The 17,620-nt window shown below is 68.4% G+C and carries 16 protein-coding genes; 5 read left to right on the top strand and 11 right to left on the bottom strand.

Going from position 1 to position 17,620, the window contains the following annotated elements; genetic code table 11:
- Positions 1 to 8: 8 nt before the first annotated feature.
- Positions 9 to 266 carry a hypothetical protein gene (locus AC07OX_RS25115; RefSeq protein ID WP_095744831.1) on the top strand — a complete coding sequence of 86 codons (258 nt, stop codon included), beginning with the start codon at positions 9 to 11 and terminating at the stop codon, positions 264 to 266.
- 74 nt (positions 267 to 340) lie between these two features.
- Entirely contained in the window at positions 341 to 697 is a 357-nt protein-coding gene (locus AC07OX_RS25110) for a hypothetical protein (RefSeq protein WP_495262218.1), read from the top strand.
- A 13-nt stretch (positions 698 to 710) separates the two neighbouring features.
- Here the strand turns inward: AC07OX_RS25110 and AC07OX_RS25105 are convergent, their stop codons facing one another.
- Genes AC07OX_RS25105 through AC07OX_RS25090 form a run of 4 tightly spaced genes read right to left on the bottom strand, consistent with a single transcriptional unit; the run spans position 711 to position 4,726 of the window.
- Positions 711 to 1,934: an ROK family transcriptional regulator gene (locus AC07OX_RS25105; RefSeq protein ID WP_495262219.1), complete on the bottom strand. Its 1,224-nt coding sequence runs from the start codon at positions 1,932 to 1,934 to the stop codon at positions 711 to 713.
- On the bottom strand, positions 1,927 to 2,724 hold the full coding sequence (locus AC07OX_RS25100; RefSeq protein WP_095744828.1) for an ATP-binding cassette domain-containing protein: 798 nt from the start codon (positions 2,722 to 2,724) through the stop codon (positions 1,927 to 1,929). The genes AC07OX_RS25105 and AC07OX_RS25100 overlap by 8 nt, the downstream gene beginning before the upstream one ends.
- Positions 2,724 to 3,683: an ABC transporter permease gene (locus tag AC07OX_RS25095; protein WP_062475719.1), complete on the bottom strand. Its 960-nt coding sequence runs from the start codon at positions 3,681 to 3,683 to the stop codon at positions 2,724 to 2,726. Before AC07OX_RS25095 ends, AC07OX_RS25100 begins: the two co-directional genes overlap by 1 nt.
- A 29-nt stretch (positions 3,684 to 3,712) precedes the next feature.
- Entirely contained in the window at positions 3,713 to 4,726 is a 1,014-nt protein-coding gene (locus AC07OX_RS25090) for a sugar ABC transporter substrate-binding protein (protein WP_070059427.1), read from the bottom strand.
- Positions 4,727 to 5,192: 466 nt separating this feature from the next.
- Here AC07OX_RS25090 and aspT (AC07OX_RS25085) point away from each other — a divergent pair, with 466 nt between their 5' ends.
- The 3 genes from aspT (AC07OX_RS25085) (at position 5,193) to AC07OX_RS25075 (ending at position 10,357) form a co-directional block, all read left to right on the top strand.
- A complete protein-coding gene (gene aspT, locus AC07OX_RS25085) occupies positions 5,193 to 6,881 on the top strand; it encodes an aspartate-alanine antiporter (protein ID WP_495262220.1) in 1,689 nt (562 codons plus the stop codon).
- A gap of 73 nt (positions 6,882 to 6,954) precedes the next feature.
- Positions 6,955 to 8,643 (top strand): aspartate-alanine antiporter, encoded by a 1,689-nt coding sequence (aspT, locus tag AC07OX_RS25080; RefSeq protein WP_495262221.1) that lies wholly within the window; start codon positions 6,955 to 6,957, stop codon positions 8,641 to 8,643.
- A 55-nt stretch (positions 8,644 to 8,698) separates the two neighbouring features.
- Positions 8,699 to 10,357 carry a bifunctional aspartate transaminase/aspartate 4-decarboxylase gene (locus AC07OX_RS25075; RefSeq protein WP_495262222.1) on the top strand — a complete coding sequence of 553 codons (1,659 nt, stop codon included), beginning with the start codon at positions 8,699 to 8,701 and terminating at the stop codon, positions 10,355 to 10,357.
- Between the two features lie 25 nt (positions 10,358 to 10,382).
- On the opposite strand, the gene AC07OX_RS25070 is transcribed toward AC07OX_RS25075, so the two are convergent.
- The 7 genes from AC07OX_RS25070 to AC07OX_RS25040 all read right to left on the bottom strand — a co-directional run bounded on the left by AC07OX_RS25070 (position 10,383) and on the right by AC07OX_RS25040 (position 17,552).
- On the bottom strand, positions 10,383 to 12,542 hold the full coding sequence (locus AC07OX_RS25070) for a LamG-like jellyroll fold domain-containing protein (RefSeq protein WP_495262223.1): 2,160 nt from the start codon (positions 12,540 to 12,542) through the stop codon (positions 10,383 to 10,385).
- Between the two features lie 105 nt (positions 12,543 to 12,647).
- Positions 12,648 to 13,841 carry an MFS transporter gene (locus AC07OX_RS25065; protein ID WP_495262224.1) on the bottom strand — a complete coding sequence of 398 codons (1,194 nt, stop codon included), beginning with the start codon at positions 13,839 to 13,841 and terminating at the stop codon, positions 12,648 to 12,650.
- Complete coding sequence (gene aroC / locus AC07OX_RS25060) at positions 13,841 to 14,953, bottom strand: chorismate synthase (RefSeq protein ID WP_495262225.1); 1,113 nt, start codon at positions 14,951 to 14,953, stop codon at positions 13,841 to 13,843. Before aroC ends, AC07OX_RS25065 begins: the two co-directional genes overlap by 1 nt.
- Positions 14,954 to 14,986: 33 nt before the next feature.
- Positions 14,987 to 15,172, bottom strand: coding sequence for a hypothetical protein (locus tag AC07OX_RS25055; RefSeq protein ID WP_062475744.1), 186 nt, complete (start codon positions 15,170 to 15,172; stop codon positions 14,987 to 14,989).
- 54 nt (positions 15,173 to 15,226) lie between these two features.
- Complete coding sequence (locus AC07OX_RS25050; RefSeq protein ID WP_495262226.1) at positions 15,227 to 16,810, bottom strand: MFS transporter; 1,584 nt, start codon at positions 16,808 to 16,810, stop codon at positions 15,227 to 15,229.
- The gene (locus tag AC07OX_RS25045) at positions 16,807 to 17,175 is read right to left on the bottom strand and encodes a YciI family protein (RefSeq protein WP_095744823.1); all 369 of its coding nucleotides are present in this window, start codon (positions 17,173 to 17,175) and stop codon (positions 16,807 to 16,809) included. Before AC07OX_RS25045 ends, AC07OX_RS25050 begins: the two co-directional genes overlap by 4 nt.
- On the bottom strand, positions 17,172 to 17,552 hold the full coding sequence (locus AC07OX_RS25040) for a YciI family protein (RefSeq protein WP_159272311.1): 381 nt from the start codon (positions 17,550 to 17,552) through the stop codon (positions 17,172 to 17,174). The genes AC07OX_RS25045 and AC07OX_RS25040 overlap by 4 nt, the downstream gene beginning before the upstream one ends.
- Positions 17,553 to 17,620: the final 68 nt, after the last annotated feature.

The raw sequence follows: 17,620 nt of genomic DNA, 5'->3' as shown, positions 1-17,620 counted from the left end.
CTTCAGCCATGGACCTGAAACAGACGATCGACAAGATCAAGCAGGTGGATGCGGCGCGCGCCGACTACCCTGGCGAGCACCTCGTCGTGCTCGGCGCCGGCGTGCTGCTGTTGCTGGCCGCGGGCCGCAGCCGATCGTTCCTGATGCGGATCGTCGCGGGCGCCGCCGGCGGCGCGCTGATCGGCCGGGCGGCGAGCGGCACCGGCGGCATCGCGAAGCTGGCCGGCGTGTTGCAGAACGGAGGCCTGGCATGGCCGCGGCGTTGACCTCGCGGGCCCGACCGCCCGCAGGCGACCCCCGGCGGTACTGGGCCCCGTGCCTGGGCGTGGCGCTGGTGGCGATGTCGCTCTTCTACGTGACCTTGAAAGACCTGGTGCACGAGAGCGCGGCGCGTGCTGCGCTCTTGACCACGGCAGTCGCGCCCGCCGAGCCCGACAGGTCGACCGCCCGCGAAACGTTGCCGGATGCGGCGCCCAGCGCATCCTCAGCACCCGTCAGCCCGACAAACGCGAACTTTGAGCCCCCGGTGATCGGCCCCGAAACGCCGGCCGCCAAGTCCGTGCCTGCCGTCGTCGAGGTGAACAAGTGCGTCATGCCCGAGGGCGATGCGGCCTACTCCGACGGGCCGTGCCCCGCAGGCGCTCGCGCGACCACGCTGCGACTGCCGCGCGACCTGCACGCCTCAGCAAACCTCTGAGCTTTTGAGCGGCTCACCCCGCCTTCAGAAACACATCGTGGTCCGGCGCAAAGTTGGCGTGCAGCGGCAACATCGCGCCGCCGAGCGCGCAGGCCTGCGCCCCCGCCCTGCCCCCATGCAGCTGCGGCGCCCACAGGCCTTCCCAGTTGCACTGCGCGAGCGCCGTGCGGGTCTGCACCAGCAACGCGTCGAGCAGCGCGCGCGACATCGAGCCGTCCATCACCACGTCGGCCAGGTCGAGCACCGCCGTGCTGCTGACGATGGCATGCGCCAGCGCCCGCGACGCGCTGCCGAGCCAGGCCTGCGTGGCCGCGGCGAACGGCGCTTCGAGCGCGCGGTCGTCGTAGGCGGCCGTGGCGTCGAGGCCTTCGGCGCGCAGGCGCTGCTCGAGCTCCCACAGCGACGCCTCGGCCACCACCTGGGTCGACAGGCCTTCGGAGGGCTTCTCGGTGCGCATCGGGATCGACGCGAGCGCGCCCGCGTTGCCGTGCGCGCCGGTGTGCAGGTGCGAGTTGATGACCAGCCCGCCGCCCACGAAGGTGTCGACGAAGATGTAGAGAAAGCTCTTGAGGTCGTGCCCGCGCCCCGTCACCAGCTCGGCCACGCAGGCCGCCACGGTGTCGCGCGCGAAGCCCACGGGCACGTCGGTGCGCGCGCGCACCTCGGCCAGCAGGTCCATCTGGTTCCATTCGTCCGACTGCGCCTTCGACAGCCCCAGCGTGCGGTGCCAGCCGCCGAGCTGGAACGGCGCCGCCAGCCCCGCGCCCACGTTGCGCGCGGCCAGCGGCCCGAGCCCGTCGCGCAGGCGGTGGATGTGCTCGGCGATCACGGGCAGCAGCGCCCCGGCGTCCGGAAATTCGTAGCGGATCGCGTGGTGCTCGCGCACGCGTGCCGCAAAGTCGATCAGCAGCCACTCGGCACCGCGCCGCCCGAGCTTGACGCCGATGGCAAAGGCGCCGTCGGGGTTGAGCGCCAGCGGCACCGAGGGCTGGCCGATGCGCCCGCGCACGCGGCTTTGCTTGACGATGAGGCCGTCGTCCTCGAGCCGCGCGGTGATGAGGCCGATGGTCTGCGCGCTCAGGCCCGTGAGCCGCGCCAGGTCGGCCTTGGGCAGGCTGGTATGCACGCGCAATGCCTGCAACACCACGCGCTCGTTGAACTGGCGCATGCCCACCTGGTTGGAGCCGCGCGGACGCAGCAGGGCCGACGGGCGCTCGAGGGCATCGATATCAAGCATGCGCCTCCGCGGGCAACTGGTCGGCGGTCATGGCGCCGGTCATCACGGCCACGGTGTCGCTCATGCTGATCTTCTTCGGATTGAGCACGGCCGCGCGCCTGCCCAGGCGCGCCACGTGGATGCGGTCGGCCACCTCGAACACGTGCGGCATGTTGTGGCTGATGAGCACCACGGGCAGGCCGCGCTCGCGCACGCGGCGGATCAGTTCGAGCACCATGTTGCCTTCCTTCACGCCGAGCGCGGCGGTGGGCTCGTCCATGATGACCACGTGCCGCGCGAAGGCCGCGCTGCGCGCCACGGCCACGCACTGGCGCTGGCCGCCCGAGAGCGTTTCGACGGCCTGCGTCATCGACTGGATGCCGACCTTCAGGTCGGCCATGCGCGCCGTGCTTTCGAGCAGCATCTTCTTCTTGTCGAGCATGCGCAGCACATTGCCCAGGAAGCCGGGGCGGCGCAGTTCGCGGCCGAGAAAGAGGTTCTCGTAGATGGTCATCGCGGGCGCGACGGCGAGGTCCTGGTAGACCGTCTCGATGCCGGCGCGGCGCGCGTCCAGCGGGTTGCGGAAATGCACCGGCGCGCCGTCGAGCAGGATCTGGCCTTCGTCGGGCACGATCGCGCCCGACAGCGCCTTGATGAGCGACGACTTGCCCGCGCCGTTGTCTCCGATCACCGCGAGGATCTCGCCTTCGCGCAGCTCGAAGTCGACGCCGTCGAGCGCCGTGACCTGGCCGTAGCGCTTCACCAGGCCCTTGGCCTGCATCACGATCTTGGGATTGGCCACGGTGTTCATCAGCGGGCTCCCTTGCGCGAGAGTTGATCGGCCGCCACCGCCAGGATCACGAGCACGCCCGTCACCAGCACCTGGTAGATCGACGACACGCCCATCAGCGTGAGCCCGTTGCGGAACACGCCCACGATGAGCACACCGATGAGCGAGCCCAGCACGATGCCGCGCCCGCCGAAGAGGCTGGTGCCGCCGAGCACCACGGCCGTGATGGCGTCCAGGTTCTCGGTCTGGCCCGCGTTCGGGTCGCCCACGCCGGTGCGCGCCACCGACAGCAGCGAGGCGATGCCGTAGAACACGCCCGCCGCCACGTACACCGCGAGCAGCACGCGCTGCGTGGGAATGCCCACCAGCCGCGTGGCCTCGGCGTTGTTGCCGATCGCGTAGACATGCCGGCCGGCCGCCGTCTCGCGCAGCACGAACCACGCGAGCGCATAGAGCGCCAGCATGAGCACCGAACCCCACGCCACCTCGGCGCTGCCGATGGTGAAGGTGGTGCCCAGGCCCGTGAGGCCGGCGGGCAGGTCGGTGATGGTCTGCGAGGACGAATACAGCTGCGTGATCGCGAACGCGATGTTCAGCGTGCCCAGCGTCACGATGAAGGGCGGCAGCTTGATGCGCGTGACCAAGAGGCCGTTGAGCAGGCCGAACAGCGTCGTCACGCCGATGCCGCACAGGATGGCCACCGGCACCGGCATGCCGAGCTCGGTGGCGAACTTCGTCATGATGATCCCGCCCAGCGCCATCACCATGCCGCACGACAGGTCGATGCCAGCCGTGAGGATGATCAGCGTCTGGCCGATGGCGATCACGCCCACCACCATCACCTGCTGCAGGATCAGCGACAGGTTGCCGCCCGTGAGAAAACGCTCGGACTGCGTCGCGAAGAAGATGCAGGCGCCGAGCAGGGCCAGCCACGGCCCGAGGGCGCCCCACGGGATGTGGTGCGTCGGAGATTTCGCCATCGGTGTGCCTCCCTATAGACCGGGGCCGTTTACTTCTTGCCCCAGCACAGCTCGGTGCCGGTCTTGGTGTCCTTGCTGTCGACGCCGGCCACGCTCTTGCCGGCGATGAGCGTCACGCCGGTGTCGACGTAGCCCGAGGCCTTCTTGCCGGTCTTGGCGAATTCGACGCCTGCGGCCACGCCCATGGCGGCCATCTTCAGCGGGTACTGCTGCGAGGTCGCGGCGATGATGCCGGCGGCCGTGTCCTTGATGCCCTGGCAGCCGCCGTCGACCGAGACGATCATCACGCCCTTCTCCTTGCCCGCGCGCTTGAGCGCGTTGTAGGCACCGGCCGCGGCGGGCTCGTTGATGGTGTAGACCAGGTTCACGTCGGGCGCCTTCTGCAGGCAGTTCTCCATCACGGTCTGCGCCTTGGCCTGGTCGCCGAAGCTGTCGGCCATGCAGACGATCTCGGGCGACTTGGACAGCTCGTTCGACTTGGCGTCGTTGGCCGGCAGGCCGAAGCCCTTCATGAAGCCGTTGTGGCGCTGCGCGCCCACGGGGTGGCCCGGCAGCAGGTCGAGCGCGACGATCTTGGGCGTCTTGCCGGCCATCGCGGCCTTGGCGTATTCGCCGATGAGCACGCCAGCCGTGTAGTTGTTGGTGGCGAAGAGCGCGTCGGTGGCGTCCGGCGGATCGGCCGGGCTGTCGAGTGCGATCACCATGATGCCCTTGTCGCGCGCCTTCTTGATCGCCGGCACGATGGCCTTGGCGTCGCTGGGCGTGATGAGGATGGTCTTGGCGCCGGCGGCGATCATGTTTTCCATCGCCGTGATCTGGCCCGCGTTGTCGCCGTCGGCCTTTCCAGCCCCCGACAGCAGCTTGGCGCCGAGCTTCTTGGCCTCCTCCTGCGCGCCCTCTTTCATCTTCACGAAGAAGGGGTTGGTCTCGGTCTTGGTGACCAGGCCGATGACGGGCGGGTCGGCGGCCAGGGCCGTGGACGTGGCCGATGCGGCCAGGGCCAGGACGGCCAGGGCGGGAACGAAGCGCGGGCTGATGAACATGAGGTTGTCTCCTTCAGGGGGCGGGCGCACAGCGCCTGCCGTGCTTGCTATGGAACCGGATGACGATCCGCCAACGAGCGGAAAGGCATTCGGACGAGGGGGACTATCGAGCAGTCGACCGACTAAATCAAGCAACTTGAGTTATCGGAAACCCGAGGCCGGACAGGTTCGTGCGGTCAGAGCTGACTGCGACGGAGGATTCCGTGCAGCGCGTAATTTGTAATTCAAACGGCCTCGTTTTTATTGCCGCTCGCTCAATTCTTTTCTGATTTTGACAATTGTCATGGATGTTGATTTATCGTCATCGAAGATGCAAAGAATCGGCAATTCGCAAAACGAAAAATAAAGTTTTCGCTGGAGCCCCACCACTCGCCAGCCGTTGATGCCAATGGATGCAGTGCTCCTTTTTTCGTTGCGATCCGCCGACCCGCTCGAATGAACAAATAACCCGGAGGGATCGCGGCACATGTTCGGCCACCTTGTGGAAATACTCAGAAACAGTCCGGAGATCGCATTGTTTCTGGTGCTGTGCATTGGCTACGCGGTGGGCCAGATCCGTTTCGGGCCGATCCAGCTGGGCGGCATCTGCGGCACGCTGATTGCCGCGCTGGTGGTCGGCCAACTGGGCATCCGGCTCGACGACAGCGTGAAGAACGTGTTCTTCATGCTCTTCATCTTTGCGCTCGGCTACGCGGGCGGTCCGCAGTTCTTCGCCAACCTCGACGCCAAGGGCCTGCGGCTGGGCCTGCTGTGCCTGGTCGAGGTGGTGGTGGTGCTCGCGCTGGTGCTCGGCGCCACCGTGCTGCTGTCGCTCGACCGCGGCACGGCCGCCGGGCTGATGGCGGGCGCGGCCACCGAATCGGCGGTGGTGGGCACGGCGACCGACGCGATCTCGAAGCTGTCGCTCCCCACCGCCGAGATCGCGCAGCTGCAGGCCAACGTGGTCACGGCCTACTCCATCACCTACGTGTTCGGGCTGATCGCCATCGTGGTGGTCACGAGCCAGGTGTTTCCGCTGTTGCTGCGCGTGAACCTTCGCGCCGAAGCCGACAAGCTCTGGAAGACCATGGGCGGCGGCGCCGACGACCCGGACGCCGCCAGCGCCACGCCCGAGATGGTCGGGCGCGTGTTCCGCGTCACCGTGGGCCGCGGCCGCTCGGTCGGCGAGCTGACGTCGATCCTCGGGCGGCAGGCCAGCATCGAGCGCGTGGTGCGCGACGGCCAGAGCCTCGCGGTCGAGCCCGACTTGCACCTGCGCGTGGGCGACCAGGTGCTGGCCATCGGCCGGCGCAGCGCGCTCGTCAACGTGGGCGAGCTGCTGGGTCGCGAGTTCGCCGACACCACCGCCTTCGACACCGTGGTCGAGACCACCGAGGTCGTCGCCAACCGTCGCGAATGGTTCGGCCGCGGGCTGCGCATGCTGGAAAACGAGTTGCCGTCCGCCGTGCAGGTGATCGGCGTGGCGCGCGACGGCCACGCCATGCCGCTCGTGAACGACCTCACGCTGCAGCGCGGCGACGTGCTCCAGCTCTACGGCCCCGCGCCCGAGGTGGCGAGCGCCATCGCGCAGGTCGGCGACCGCGTGATCGCCTCCACGCGCAGCAACATCAGCTTCGCCGCCGCGGGCATCTTGCTGGGCGTGTTCATCGGCAGCTTCAGCGCGAAGCTCGGCGGCATTCCGTTTTCGCTCGGCACCGGCGGCGGCGCGCTGCTCACGGGGCTGGCCTTCGGCTGGTACCAGTCCAAGCACCCGCACCGCCTGAGCGTGCCGGCCGACGCGCTGGCGCTCATGAAGGACCTGGGCCTGGCCACTTTCATCGCCTGCGTGGGCCTGGCCTCGGGGCCGCAGGCGCTGGCGCTGGTCCAGAAGTTCGGCGTTGCGCTGCCGCTGGTGGGCATCGCCGTCGCGGTGGTGCCGGCCAGCATCTCGCTGTTCGTCGGCCACCGCCTGCTCAAGCTCGAGGCGCCCGTGTTGCTCGGGGCCATCGCCGGCCAGCAGTGCAGCACGCCCGCGCTCAGCGCCGTGCAGAACGCCGCGGGCAACGCCACGCCGCTGCTGGGCTACACGATCACCTACGCCATCTCGAACGTCGTGCTGCCGCTGATGGGCCCGCTGATCGTGGCCCTGGCCGGCCTGGTGCAGCACGCGAAATAAGACAACGACCCGAGACGCTCCACGCCCTTCTCTTCTCTCTTCTTCTCATTGATGCCTTGAAAGGACTTCCTCTATGGAATGGCTGCATGAACTCTTCAAGAAGTCGCCCGAAATGGCGCTCTTCCTCTCGCTGGCCGTCGGCTACTGGATCGGCAAGATCAAGTTCGGCAAGTTCCAGCTCGGCGGCGTCGCCGGCTCGCTGCTGGTGGCGGTGATCGTGAGCCAGGTCGGCGTACAGATCGACGGCGGCGTGAAGGCCGTGCTGTTCGCGCTGTTCATCTACGCCGTCGGCTTCGAGAGCGGGCCGCAGTTCTTCAGCTCGCTGGGCAAGCAATCGATCAAGGAGATCATCCTGGCCGCCGTGATGGCGGCCACGGGCCTGGCGACCGTGGTGGTCATGGCCAAGCTGTTCGGGCTCGACAAGGGCCTGGCGGCGGGCGTGGCGGCCGGCGGCCTCACGCAGAGCGCCATCATCGGCACCGCGGGCGACGCCATCGGCAAGCTCGGCCTCGCTGCTGCTGAAACGGCGCGACTGCAGGGCAACGTGGCCATCGGCTACGCCGTGACCTACGTGTTCGGCTCGTTCGGCGCGATCATCGTGTGCGTCAACATCCTGCCCAAGCTCATGGGCCGCAGCATCCGCGACGACGCGATCGCGGCCGAGACCGCGATGCAGGCCGGCGTGAAGGTGCTCGGCCCCGACCAGGAAGAAGCCGCGCCCTCGCTGGTCGGACGCATCTACCAGCTCACGAGCGATCCGCAGCGCACGGTGGCCGACATCGAGAACGCCAACCCGGCCACCACCATCACCATCGAGCGCGTGAAACGCGACGGCAAGTTCATCGAGGTCAGCCCCACGCTCGTGCTGCGCCAGGGCGACTACGTGCTCACCGTGGGCCGGCGCGATGCCGTGGTGGCGAGCGCGCCGCTGCTGGGCAAGGAGGTCGACGCGGTCGACGGCATGGAGCTGACGCTGAACAAGCGCGAGATCGTGCTCACCAACAAGGACTTCGGCGGCAAGACCGTCGACCAGATCCGCCAGGCCACCGCCGGCGGCGTGCGCCACGGCATCTTCGTCGTGCAGCTCAGCCGCATGGGCCAGGTGCTGCCGATGAAGCCCGACACCGTCGTGCAGGTGGGCGACCTGGTGTCGATCTTCGGCGCCGAGCAGGATGTGAAGCGCGTCGCGTCCCTCGTCGGCGACGTGATCGTGCCCAGTGCCAAGACCGACTTCGTGTACCTGGGCGCGGGCCTGGTGGTGGGCCTGCTGGTCGGCCTGCTGAGCGTGAAGATCGGCGCCATTCCGCTGACGCTCGGCGCCGGCGGCGGCGCCCTGCTGTCGGGCCTGCTGTTCGGCTGGTACCGCGCGAAGAAGCAGACCTTCGGCGCGCTGCCGCCCAGTGCGGTGCAGCTGCTGAAAGACCTGGGCCTGGCGGGCTTCGTGGTCGTGGTCGGCCTGACGTCGGGCCTGCAGGCCGTGCAGACCATCAAGGAGCTGGGCCTGACCATCTTCGGCGTCGGCGTGGTCGTCACGCTCGTGCCGATGATTCTCACCATGCTGTTCGGGCGCTACGTGCTGCGCTACGACAACACGGCCGTCTTCGCGGGCGCGCTGAGCGGCTCGCGCAGCGCCAACCCGGCCTTCGGCGAAGTGCTTGGCAAGGCCGAGAACGCCATTCCCACCGTGCCCTTCGCCATCACCTACGCGCTGGCCAACGTGTTCCTCACGCTGCTGGGGCCGCTGATCGTGGCGCTGGTCTGAGCACCGCGCTTGTCCTCTTCTTTCTTCTTTCTTTTTATCAACCAAGGAGTACTCCATGGATTTCGGCGACGTGAAAAAGCTGGGCGGCCTGAGCCCGTTCGAACTGAAGGATGCGCTGATCCAGGTCGCACGACAGAGTGACCGGCTCATGCTCAACGCCGGCCGCGGCAACCCGAACTTCCTGGCCACCACCCCGCGCCACGGCTTCTTCCAGTTCGGCCTGTTCGCCATGACCGAGGCCGAGCGCTCGTACATCTACATGGCGGACGTGGGCGGCTTTCCGCAGCGCGAGGGCATCGAGGCGCGCTTCGAGCTCTTCGCCAAGTCGCACGAGGGCGAGCCCGGCGTGCGCTTCATCGAGGCCGCCGTGTCCTACGTGCGCGACCAGCTGGGCCTGTCGGCCGGCGACTTCATCTACGAGATGTGCGAGGCCATCCTGGGCTGCAACTACCCGGTGCCCGACCGCATGCTGCGCCTGACCGAGATCGTCGTGGGCCAGTACATCCACAAGGAAATGATCGGCACCCACCCCTTCGTGGGCAAGTTCGACATGTACGCGGTGGAAGGCGGCACCGCCGCCATGACCTACCTGTTCAACAGCCTGCGCGAGAACCACCTGCTGTCGCCCGGCGACACCATCGCGCTGGGCATGCCGATCTTCACGCCCTACATCGAGATCCCGCACCTGAACGACTACCAGCTCATCGAGGCGCTGATCGACGCGCCGCCCGAGAACAACTGGCAGTTCACCAAGAAGGAGCTGCAGAAGCTGCTCGACCCGAAGGTCAAGGCCTTCTTCCTGTGCAACCCGAGCAACCCGCCGTCGGTGAAGATCAGCGACGAGGTGCTGGGCTACATCGCCGACATCGTGAAGCAGCGGCCCGATCTCATCATCCTCACGGACGACGTGTACGGCACCTTCGCCGACAACTTCCTGTCGCTGTTCGCGATCTGCCCGCAGAACACCATCCTGGTGTATTCGTTCTCGAAGTACTTCGGCGCCACCGGCTGGCGCATGGGCGTGGTCGCCACGCACGAGGACAACATCCTCGACCGCAAGATCGCCGCCCTGCCCGAGGCCAAGCGCAAGGAACTCGACGCACGCTACAGCTCCATCACCACCGAGCCGCGCAAGCTGAAGTTCATCGACCGCCTCGTGGCCGACAGCCGCACCGTGGCACTGAACCACACGGCCGGCCTGTCGACCCCGGTGCAGGCGCAGATGGTGATGTTCTCGCTGTTCTGCCTCATGGACGAGGGCGAGACCTACAAGAAGTCGATGAAGCACATCGTCTCGCGCCGCAAGGAGGCGCTGTACCGCGAGCTCGGCCTGCCGCTGCAGCCCGACCCGAACTCGGTGAGCTACTACCACCTGCTCGACCTGCAGGACATCGCCACGCAGATGCACGGCGAGCGCTTCGGCAAGTGGATTCTCACCAAGCTGCAGCCGAACGAAGCGCTGTTCCGCATCGCCGCCGAAACCAGCATCGTGCTGCTGCCCGGTCGCGGCTTCGGCGGCAAGCACCCCTCGGGGCGCGTGTCGCTGGCCAACCTCAACGAGTACGACTACGCGAACATCGGGCGCTCGCTGCGCACGATGGCTTCGGAGTACTTTGCGATGTTCGAGAAAGAGGTGGGGGGCGGCAAGGTGGGCACGGCGAAGACCGCCGTGGTCAAGCCCGTGAAGACGGGCAAGGCCGGGAAGAAGAAGTAACCGCCTCCCCGGCCCTGCAGGGCGCTCAGCCCGCCCTGCGCGCCGTCAGCCACTGCGACGGCGCCAGGGCCGCCGCCACCACGCGCACTTCGCCGATGTGGCCGAAGAAACCGTCGGAGCGCGCACCATCCCACGAGCCGCCGCCCACCACCCAGGGGGCGGCGGCCTTCAGCGTGGCCAGGCCCGGCACGGCCGCCGAGTTGCGCAGCACCGGGGCGCCCTCGACGTACATCGTGGTGTCGTGCGACACCGGGTCGTTGACGATGGCGATGTGCACCCAGCGGTCGGCGAGCACCTCGCCCGACCAGTTGGCCTTGGCCGAGCGCGTGCCCGTGGTGTTCGGCACCACCTCCCACTGCACCTCGCGCAGGCTCGAGATGGCAAAGAGCATCGGCGGCGATTCGCCGTCATCACCGGTGTAGCCCGCGAGGTCGCCGCGGCGTCCGTCGCGCGTCATGATGTTCATCCACGCGTGCAGCTTGCTGGTCCAGCTCTTGTCGATCTTGACGAAGGCTTCGACCGTGTAGCCGTTGTCCAGCGTCTGCGCATTGATCGGCGCCGAGGCCTCGGTGAGGAAGTAGCTCATCCGCGCCTTGTTGGTGTTCAGGAAGCGCACCGAGCCGGGCGCGGCCGAGAGGCGGTGGCGGTCGTCGGTCCACACGACGTCGCCGTCGGCCGCGCCCACCACGCCGTTCTGGTTCAGGGCATCGCGGCGCAGCGGGTTCACGCCCGTCACGTCCGCGATTACGGTGCCCGGCAGCACCGGCTGGTTCACCGTGCCGCCGATGAAGCGCCAGTGGGCCAACGTGTTCGCGACCTTGGGGTAATCCTCCGCATCGGCGGCGGGCCGCTGCACGGTGGCCTCGGGGTCCTTGTAGTTGGCCAGGATCAGCGCCTTCGCCTGCTCGACCAGCGACTGCTCGACCGTGGCCTCGCCGGCGGCAAAGCCCTTGTTGAAGCCGGCGAAGCGCTGCGCGAAATCCATCTCGATGGTGAAGGCCTCGTTGGGTGTGGTGAGCACGGCCTGGTCGAAGGCGTTCAGCGTGGCGGCGGGCTTTTGCGGCACCCAGGGCGAGAACGACAGCACCTTGATCTGCTTGTTCGTCAGGTCGAACTCGTACAGGCGCATCAGGCCGTTGCCGCCCTGGTAGGCCATCTGGTAGTCGACCACCATCTCCTCGACCTTGTGGCCGAAGTCGTTGGTCTTCGTGAGGTGCGCGGCGCCGTGGTGGTGGCCGTTGAGCGTCATGAAGATCTGGTCGTTGTCGCGGATCAGCTTCTCCCACAGCATCTTGCCGTAGTCGGTTTCCAGCGGGCTGGTGCCGTCGGGCGCGATGTTGAGCAGCTGGTGGTTGACCAAAATCACGGGCAGCGTCGGGTTCTTCGCGATCACCTGCCGCGCCCACGCAATGCCCGCATCGGACACGCGCCACGACAGCGACAGCACCATGAACTTCTGGCCCTGTGCCTCGAACACGTGGTACTCATGAAAGCCACTGGTGTCGCGCGCGCCGAAGGTGGCCTGCTTCTTCGCGCGCTCGGTGCCGAACCACTGCAGGTAGGGCTCGGCGGCCAGGTTGCGTGCGGCGTCGGTGCCGTTGACGGGGTCGACGCCGTAGTCGACGTCGTTCAGCACGTCGTGGTTGCCGGCCAGCACGCTGTAGGGCAGCTTCGCGTCCTCGAGCACCTTCATGGCGGCATCGGCCACCTTCCACTGGTCGGGCTTGCCGACCTGGTCGACCACGTCGCCGAGGTGGATGGTGAAGGGAATGTGCAACGCCTTGGCGTTGGCGGCGATCCACTTCGTCTGCGCCGCGAAGGGCGCGCTGCCGAAGCGCTTGTCGTACTGGTCGCTCTCGGCGGCGGTGGCGTAGCGCGCGTAGAACTGGGTGTCGGGCATCACGGCCAGCGCGAAGCTCGAACGCTTGCTCACGACGGGTTCTGGCGCGGGCGGGTTGGGCGCCGGTGCGGGGGCGGGCAGCGGGCCGAAGCCGGCGCTGCCGCCACCACCACCGCCGCAGGCGGCGATGAGGGCGCTGCTGCCGCCGACGGTGAGCAGGGAGGCGCCGAGCTTGAGCATCTGCCGGCGTTGCGGGACGCGTTCGGTGTCGGAAGCGGAGGGGGAAGAAGAAGGCGGGGAAAGCGGAAGCGCGCGTGCGCCGCGCGGATCGACGGAATCGGACATGACAAGAGAAAACGTTGGGAAGCACCCAGCGTAGGTCGCGGCCATGACTCGGTCATGTACGGCCCATGACACTTCGCCCCCGAAGCGCCCTCCCCTGAACCCGGCTCAGGCCTGGGCCGCGCGCCCCGACGGCTCGAGCACCACCATCCGCCACGCACACAGCGTCCCCGCCACCGCCAGCACCGCCGCCAGCGCGAACATCGTGCGATACCCCAGCTCCTGCGCCACCGCCCCGCCGAGCAGCACGCCCAGCACGCCGCCGAAGCCGTAGCCGATCACCGTGAACAGCGCCTGCCCGCGTCCGCGCAGGTGGCCGGGGAAGCGGCGCGACACCACGGCGATGCAGGCCGTGTGGTGCGCCGCGAAGCTCAGCGCATGCAGCCACTGCGCGATGACCAGTGCCGCGATGAAGCCGCCGAGCCCGGCCGTGAGGCCGAGCCGCGCCACGCCGGCGATGCCGCACACCAGCATCCAGCGCGGCATCGGCAACAGGCCGATGAGCCGGCCCTGCAGGAAGAACCAGACGATCTCGGCCACCACCGACAGCGCCCACAAGAGGCCGATGGTGCTTTTGCCGTAGCCGATCGAATCGAGGTACAGCGAGAAGAACGCGTACACCGAGAAGTGCGACATCACCTGGAAGAACAGCGAGGCAAAGAACCAGCGCACGGCGGGGATGCGCAGCACGGGGCCGATGGGTTCCTTCACGGCGTCGTGCGCGGCCGGCGGCTCGCGCAGGTCGGGCAGCTTCATGGTCGCGAGTAGCACCACGGCCAGCGTGCCGGCGGCCCAGTACGGGAAGTGCTTCATGCCGAAGCGCTCGAACCACTCGCCCGCGACGAACACGGTGACCAGGAAGCCGGCCGAGCCGCACAGGCGGATGCGCCCGTAGCGCCCCCAATCGCCCGCGACGATCTGCGCCATGGCCGCTTCGGTGAGCGACATCATCGAGCTGGTGTGCGTGAACATCACGAGCAGCACCAGCGCGAGCCACCAGGCGCCGCCATGCCACCACAGGCCGAAGGAGCTGGCCAGCGCCACCGCGGCGCTGAAGCGCAGCAGCTTCACGCGCTGGCCGGTGTGGTCGCTGAGCGCGCCCCAGGCATAGGGCGCGAAGACGCGCGTGATCGATTGCACCGAAGCCAGCAGGCTGATCGTGAAGATCGGCAGGCCCAGGTCCTTGAGCCACAGCGGCAGGTAAGGGTTGAAGAAACCGATGTGCGCGAAGTAGCTGGCCGACAGGCCAGCGAATGCCAACAGGTGGCCGCGTCCAGCGGCCACAGGTGGCGGCGTCGACACTACAGGAAGGACGACTGCGGCGACGCAGCTTCGCTCTTGTCGGCGGGCGGGTTCACGTCGCCGCACTGCGCGCGGTTGCGCAGCACATGCTCCATCACCACCAGCGCGAGCATGGCTTCGGCAATGGGCGTGGCGCGGATGCCCACGCAGGGGTCGTGGCGGCCCTTGGTGATGACTTCGACGGGGTTGTTGTTCACGTCGATGGACTGGCGCGGGCTGATGATCGAGCTGGTGGGCTTGATCGCGATGCTCACCTCGAGGTCTTGCCCCGAGCTGATGCCGCCCAAAATACCGCCGGCGTTGTTGCTGAGAAAACCGGTCGGCGTGATCGAGTCGCCGTGCGTGGTGCCGCGCTGCGTGATGCTGTCGAAGCCGGCGCCAATTTCCACGGCCTTCACCGCGTTGATGCCCATCATGGCGTAGGCGATCTCGGCGTCGAGCTTGTCAAAGAGCGGCTCGCCCAGGCCCACGGGCACGTTGGTGGCGGTGACGCGGATGCGCGCGCCGCACGAGTCGCCGGCCTTGCGCAGGCGGTCCATGTAGTCCTCCAGCGCGCTCACGTCGGCGATGGGGGCGAAGAACGGGTTGTTGGGGACGTGGTCCCAGCTCTCGAAGGGAATGGCGATTTCGCCGATCTGCGTCATGCAGCCGCGGAACACCATCCCGTATTTTTCGGCCAGCCACTTCTTGGCGACGGCGCCGGCCGCGACCATGGGCGCCGTGAGCCGTGCCGAGGAGCGCCCGCCGCCGCGCGGATCGCGGATGCCGTATTTCTTCCAGTAGGTGAAGTCGGCGTGGCCGGGGCGGAACTGCTGGGCGATCTGCCCATAGTCCTTGCTGCGCTGGTCGGTGTTCTGGATCAGCAGCGCGATGGGCGTGCCGGTGGTCTTGCCCTCGTACACGCCGGACAGGATCTGCACCGCGTCGGGCTCGTTGCGCTGGGTGACGTGGCGGCTGGTGCCGGGGCGCCGGCGGTCGAGGTCGCCCTGGATGTCGGCCTCGCTCAGGGCCATGCCTGGGGGGCAGCCGTCGATCACGCAGCCGATGGCCGGGCCGTGCGACTCGCCGAAATTGGTGACCGCGAAGAGAGTTCCGAAGGTGTTGCCGCTCATGCCGGGGATTATCCCCACAAAGCAGCAGCCGACTCAGTCGGTGGTGTTTTCCATGCGCTTGGCGAGCGCGCCGAGCTGCAGCTCGATGCTGAACAGCCGCTCGTTCAGCACCGCCGTCTGCAGCCGGATCGCCTCGACGATGGCCTTGGTCTGCGGGTCGGAGGTGCTGTCGGACAGTTCCGCCAGGTCATGCAGCTTCTTGCGCAGTTCGTTGCTCATGGGGCCTCCGTTCGGTCGTGGGGTGCGTCGTGGAAGCCCCAGTATGGAGGCTCGTCAACGCTCCGGCAATGCGGCGCCGCCCGGGGGTACGGCGACCTCTTCCGCATGCGACGCGCCCACGCCGCGCAGCCGCACCGCCACCAGCACGCCGACGAACAGCAGCACCACGGCGCACAGGCCGGCCACCAGCCGCAGGGCGCGCAGCAGCGCGTCGCGCCCTGCGTCGAGCAGTGCGGCGCCCGTGGTACCGGGCAGTTCCCCGGCCAGCGCGACCGCTCCGCCCAGCGTGCTGCGGGCGGCTTCGACCGCCGCGCCACCGGCCAGGCCGGCGGGGACGGCGTCGGCCATGGTCGCGCGGTAGATCGCCGCACCGACGCTGCCGAGGATGGCGATGCCCAGCGCCCCGCCGAACTCGGAGCTGGTCTCCGAGATGGCCGAGGCCACGCCCGCGCGCTCCGGCGGCGCGCTGCCCACGACCAGGTCGGTGGCCAGGGTGAACACCGGCGCCAGGCCGAGCGAAGAGATGACCGCGCTCGTCACCATCCAGGCCAGACCACCCTGCGCCGGCAGCAGCACCAGCATGCCGAAGCCCAGCGCCGCCACGCCCAGCCCGCCGCCCATCACGTAGGCCGGGCACAGGCGCCGCGTGAGCGCGGGCACGATCATCGAGCCGACGATGAAGGCACCGGCGCCCGGCATGCTCCACAGGCCCGCCGCCAGCGGCGGCAGGCCGAGCACCAGCTGCAGGTACTGGGCGTTGTACAGAAAGAGCCCGAACATCACGAAGCAGGCCAGCATGTAGGCCCCCAGCGAGACGCTGAAGGCCGGCAGCCGGAACAGGCGCAGGTCGATCATCGGGTTGGCCAGCCGCCCCTGCCGGCGCGCGAACAGCCAGCCCAGCAGCGCACCGGCCGTGATGGCCAGCAGCGACACCGCGTCGGGCCCGTGCTCGGCCACCTGCTTGATGCCGTAGATGGCCGCCAGCACCGCGCCCAGCGAGAGCGCCACGCTGGCCAGGTCGAGCGCGCCCGCGTCGGGGTCGCGGTACTCGGGCAGCAGCCACGGCCCGAGCGCCAGCAGCAGCACCATCACCGGCACGCCGATGAGGAACACCGAGCCCCACGGAAAGAACTGCAGCAGCACGCCGCCCAGCACCGGGCCGATGACGGCGCCGGCCGAGTAGCTCGAGATCCACACGCCGATGGCCACGGTGCGCTGCGCCGGGTCGAGGAACATGTTGCGGATGAGCGAGAGCGTGGACGGCGCCAGCGTCGCCCCCGCCACGCCCAGCAGCGCGCGCGTGGCGATCAGCATGTTGGCGCTGGTCGAGAAGGCCGCGAGCACCGAGGCCACGCCGAACGCCACCGCGCCGATCAGCAGCAGCCGGCGCCGCCCGATGCGGTCGCCCAGCGTGCCCATGGTGACCAGCAGGCCGGCCACGAAGAAGCCGTAGATGTCGACGATCCACAGCAGCTGCGAGGCGGTGGGCTTGAGGTCTTCGCTGATCGACGGGATCGCCAGGTTCAGCACCGTGAGGTCCATCGAATAGAGCATGCACGGCAGTGCGATGACCGCCAGCCCGGTCCATTCGCGCGCCGTGGCGCGGGCGGGTGCCGCCCGGTCGAGTGCGCCGCTCATGGGCCGGCTCCGCTGTCGCTTGCCGACCAGGCCTTGCGCACCTCGATGCTGCTCAAGCGCGCCGAGGGAATGCCGGCCGCGAGCTGCAGCGCTTCTTCTTCGCTGTCGGCCTCGACCAGGTAGAAGCCGCCCAGCTGCTCGCTGGTTTCGGCGAACGGCCCGTCGGTGACCGAGAGCTTGTCGTTGCGCATGCGCACCGTGACCGCCGTGCCGGCCGGCTGCAGCGCCTCGGCCACGACGAGCTTGCCGAGCGCCTGCAGGTGGGCGTCGTAGTCGATGTGTTCGTTGATGTAGTGGTCCATGTCCTGCGCCGAGAAGTGGCTCGTCTGCGCGTCGGTTCCGTAGATCAGGCAAAGGTATCTCATGCGGCATTCCCCTCGGGGTTTTCGATCATTTCCATGACCTCGATGGGACGCACTTCGATGGCACCGTAGCGCGCCATCGGAATGCGGCCCGCCAGCTGGATCGCGGCGTTCAGGTCGCGCGCCTCGACCAGGATGAAGCCGCACAGCTGCTCGCGCGCTTCGGCGTACGGGCCGTCGACGTGCGAGCGCTGGCCCTGGCGCACCTGCACGACCTTGGCGGCGCGCACCGGGCTCAGCGCCTCGGCGGCGATGAAGTGGCCGGCGGCTTCGAGCACGCGGTCGTAGGCCATCGAGTCGGCATTGAGCGCGCGGCGCTCGTCGGGCGGCAGCGCGCGAAGCACCGCTTCGTCGCAGTGAACGAGGCAGAGGTATTTCATGCGGAATCTTCTTGCAGATTTGAGTGAGGACATCACTGGTCGAACGGCGACGGCCGGAATCGACAAGG

This window comes from Variovorax sp. GW821-FHT09D07, from assembly GCF_059416345.1.
This window is presented reverse-complemented; position numbering and strand designations above follow the sequence as displayed.

What these genes read in the sequence shown, in the direction of transcription:
- aspT (WP_495262221.1), top strand. Translation starts at nt 6,955, where the DNA reads ATGGAATGGCTGCATGAACTCTTCAAGAAGTCGCCCGAAATGGCGCTC.
- AC07OX_RS25110 (WP_495262218.1), top strand. Translation starts at nt 341, where the DNA reads ATGTCGCTCTTCTACGTGACCTTGAAAGACCTGGTGCACGAGAGCGCG.
- AC07OX_RS25090 (WP_070059427.1), bottom strand. Translation starts at nt 4,726, where the DNA reads ATGTTCATCAGCCCGCGCTTCGTTCCCGCCCTGGCCGTCCTGGCCCTG.
- AC07OX_RS25095 (WP_062475719.1), bottom strand. Translation starts at nt 3,683, where the DNA reads ATGGCGAAATCTCCGACGCACCACATCCCGTGGGGCGCCCTCGGGCCG.
- AC07OX_RS25070 (WP_495262223.1), bottom strand. Translation starts at nt 12,542, where the DNA reads ATGTCCGATTCCGTCGATCCGCGCGGCGCACGCGCGCTTCCGCTTTCC.
- AC07OX_RS25040 (WP_159272311.1), bottom strand. Translation starts at nt 17,552, where the DNA reads ATGAAATACCTCTGCCTCGTTCACTGCGACGAAGCGGTGCTTCGCGCG.
- AC07OX_RS25115 (WP_095744831.1), top strand. Translation starts at nt 9, where the DNA reads ATGGACCTGAAACAGACGATCGACAAGATCAAGCAGGTGGATGCGGCG.
- AC07OX_RS25105 (WP_495262219.1), bottom strand. Translation starts at nt 1,934, where the DNA reads ATGCTTGATATCGATGCCCTCGAGCGCCCGTCGGCCCTGCTGCGTCCG.
- AC07OX_RS25055 (WP_062475744.1), bottom strand. Translation starts at nt 15,172, where the DNA reads ATGAGCAACGAACTGCGCAAGAAGCTGCATGACCTGGCGGAACTGTCC.
- aspT (WP_495262220.1), top strand. Translation starts at nt 5,193, where the DNA reads ATGTTCGGCCACCTTGTGGAAATACTCAGAAACAGTCCGGAGATCGCA.
- AC07OX_RS25075 (WP_495262222.1), top strand. Translation starts at nt 8,699, where the DNA reads ATGGATTTCGGCGACGTGAAAAAGCTGGGCGGCCTGAGCCCGTTCGAA.
- AC07OX_RS25045 (WP_095744823.1), bottom strand. Translation starts at nt 17,175, where the DNA reads ATGAGATACCTTTGCCTGATCTACGGAACCGACGCGCAGACGAGCCAC.
- aroC (WP_495262225.1), bottom strand. Translation starts at nt 14,953, where the DNA reads ATGAGCGGCAACACCTTCGGAACTCTCTTCGCGGTCACCAATTTCGGC.
- AC07OX_RS25100 (WP_095744828.1), bottom strand. Translation starts at nt 2,724, where the DNA reads ATGAACACCGTGGCCAATCCCAAGATCGTGATGCAGGCCAAGGGCCTG.
- AC07OX_RS25050 (WP_495262226.1), bottom strand. Translation starts at nt 16,810, where the DNA reads ATGAGCGGCGCACTCGACCGGGCGGCACCCGCCCGCGCCACGGCGCGC.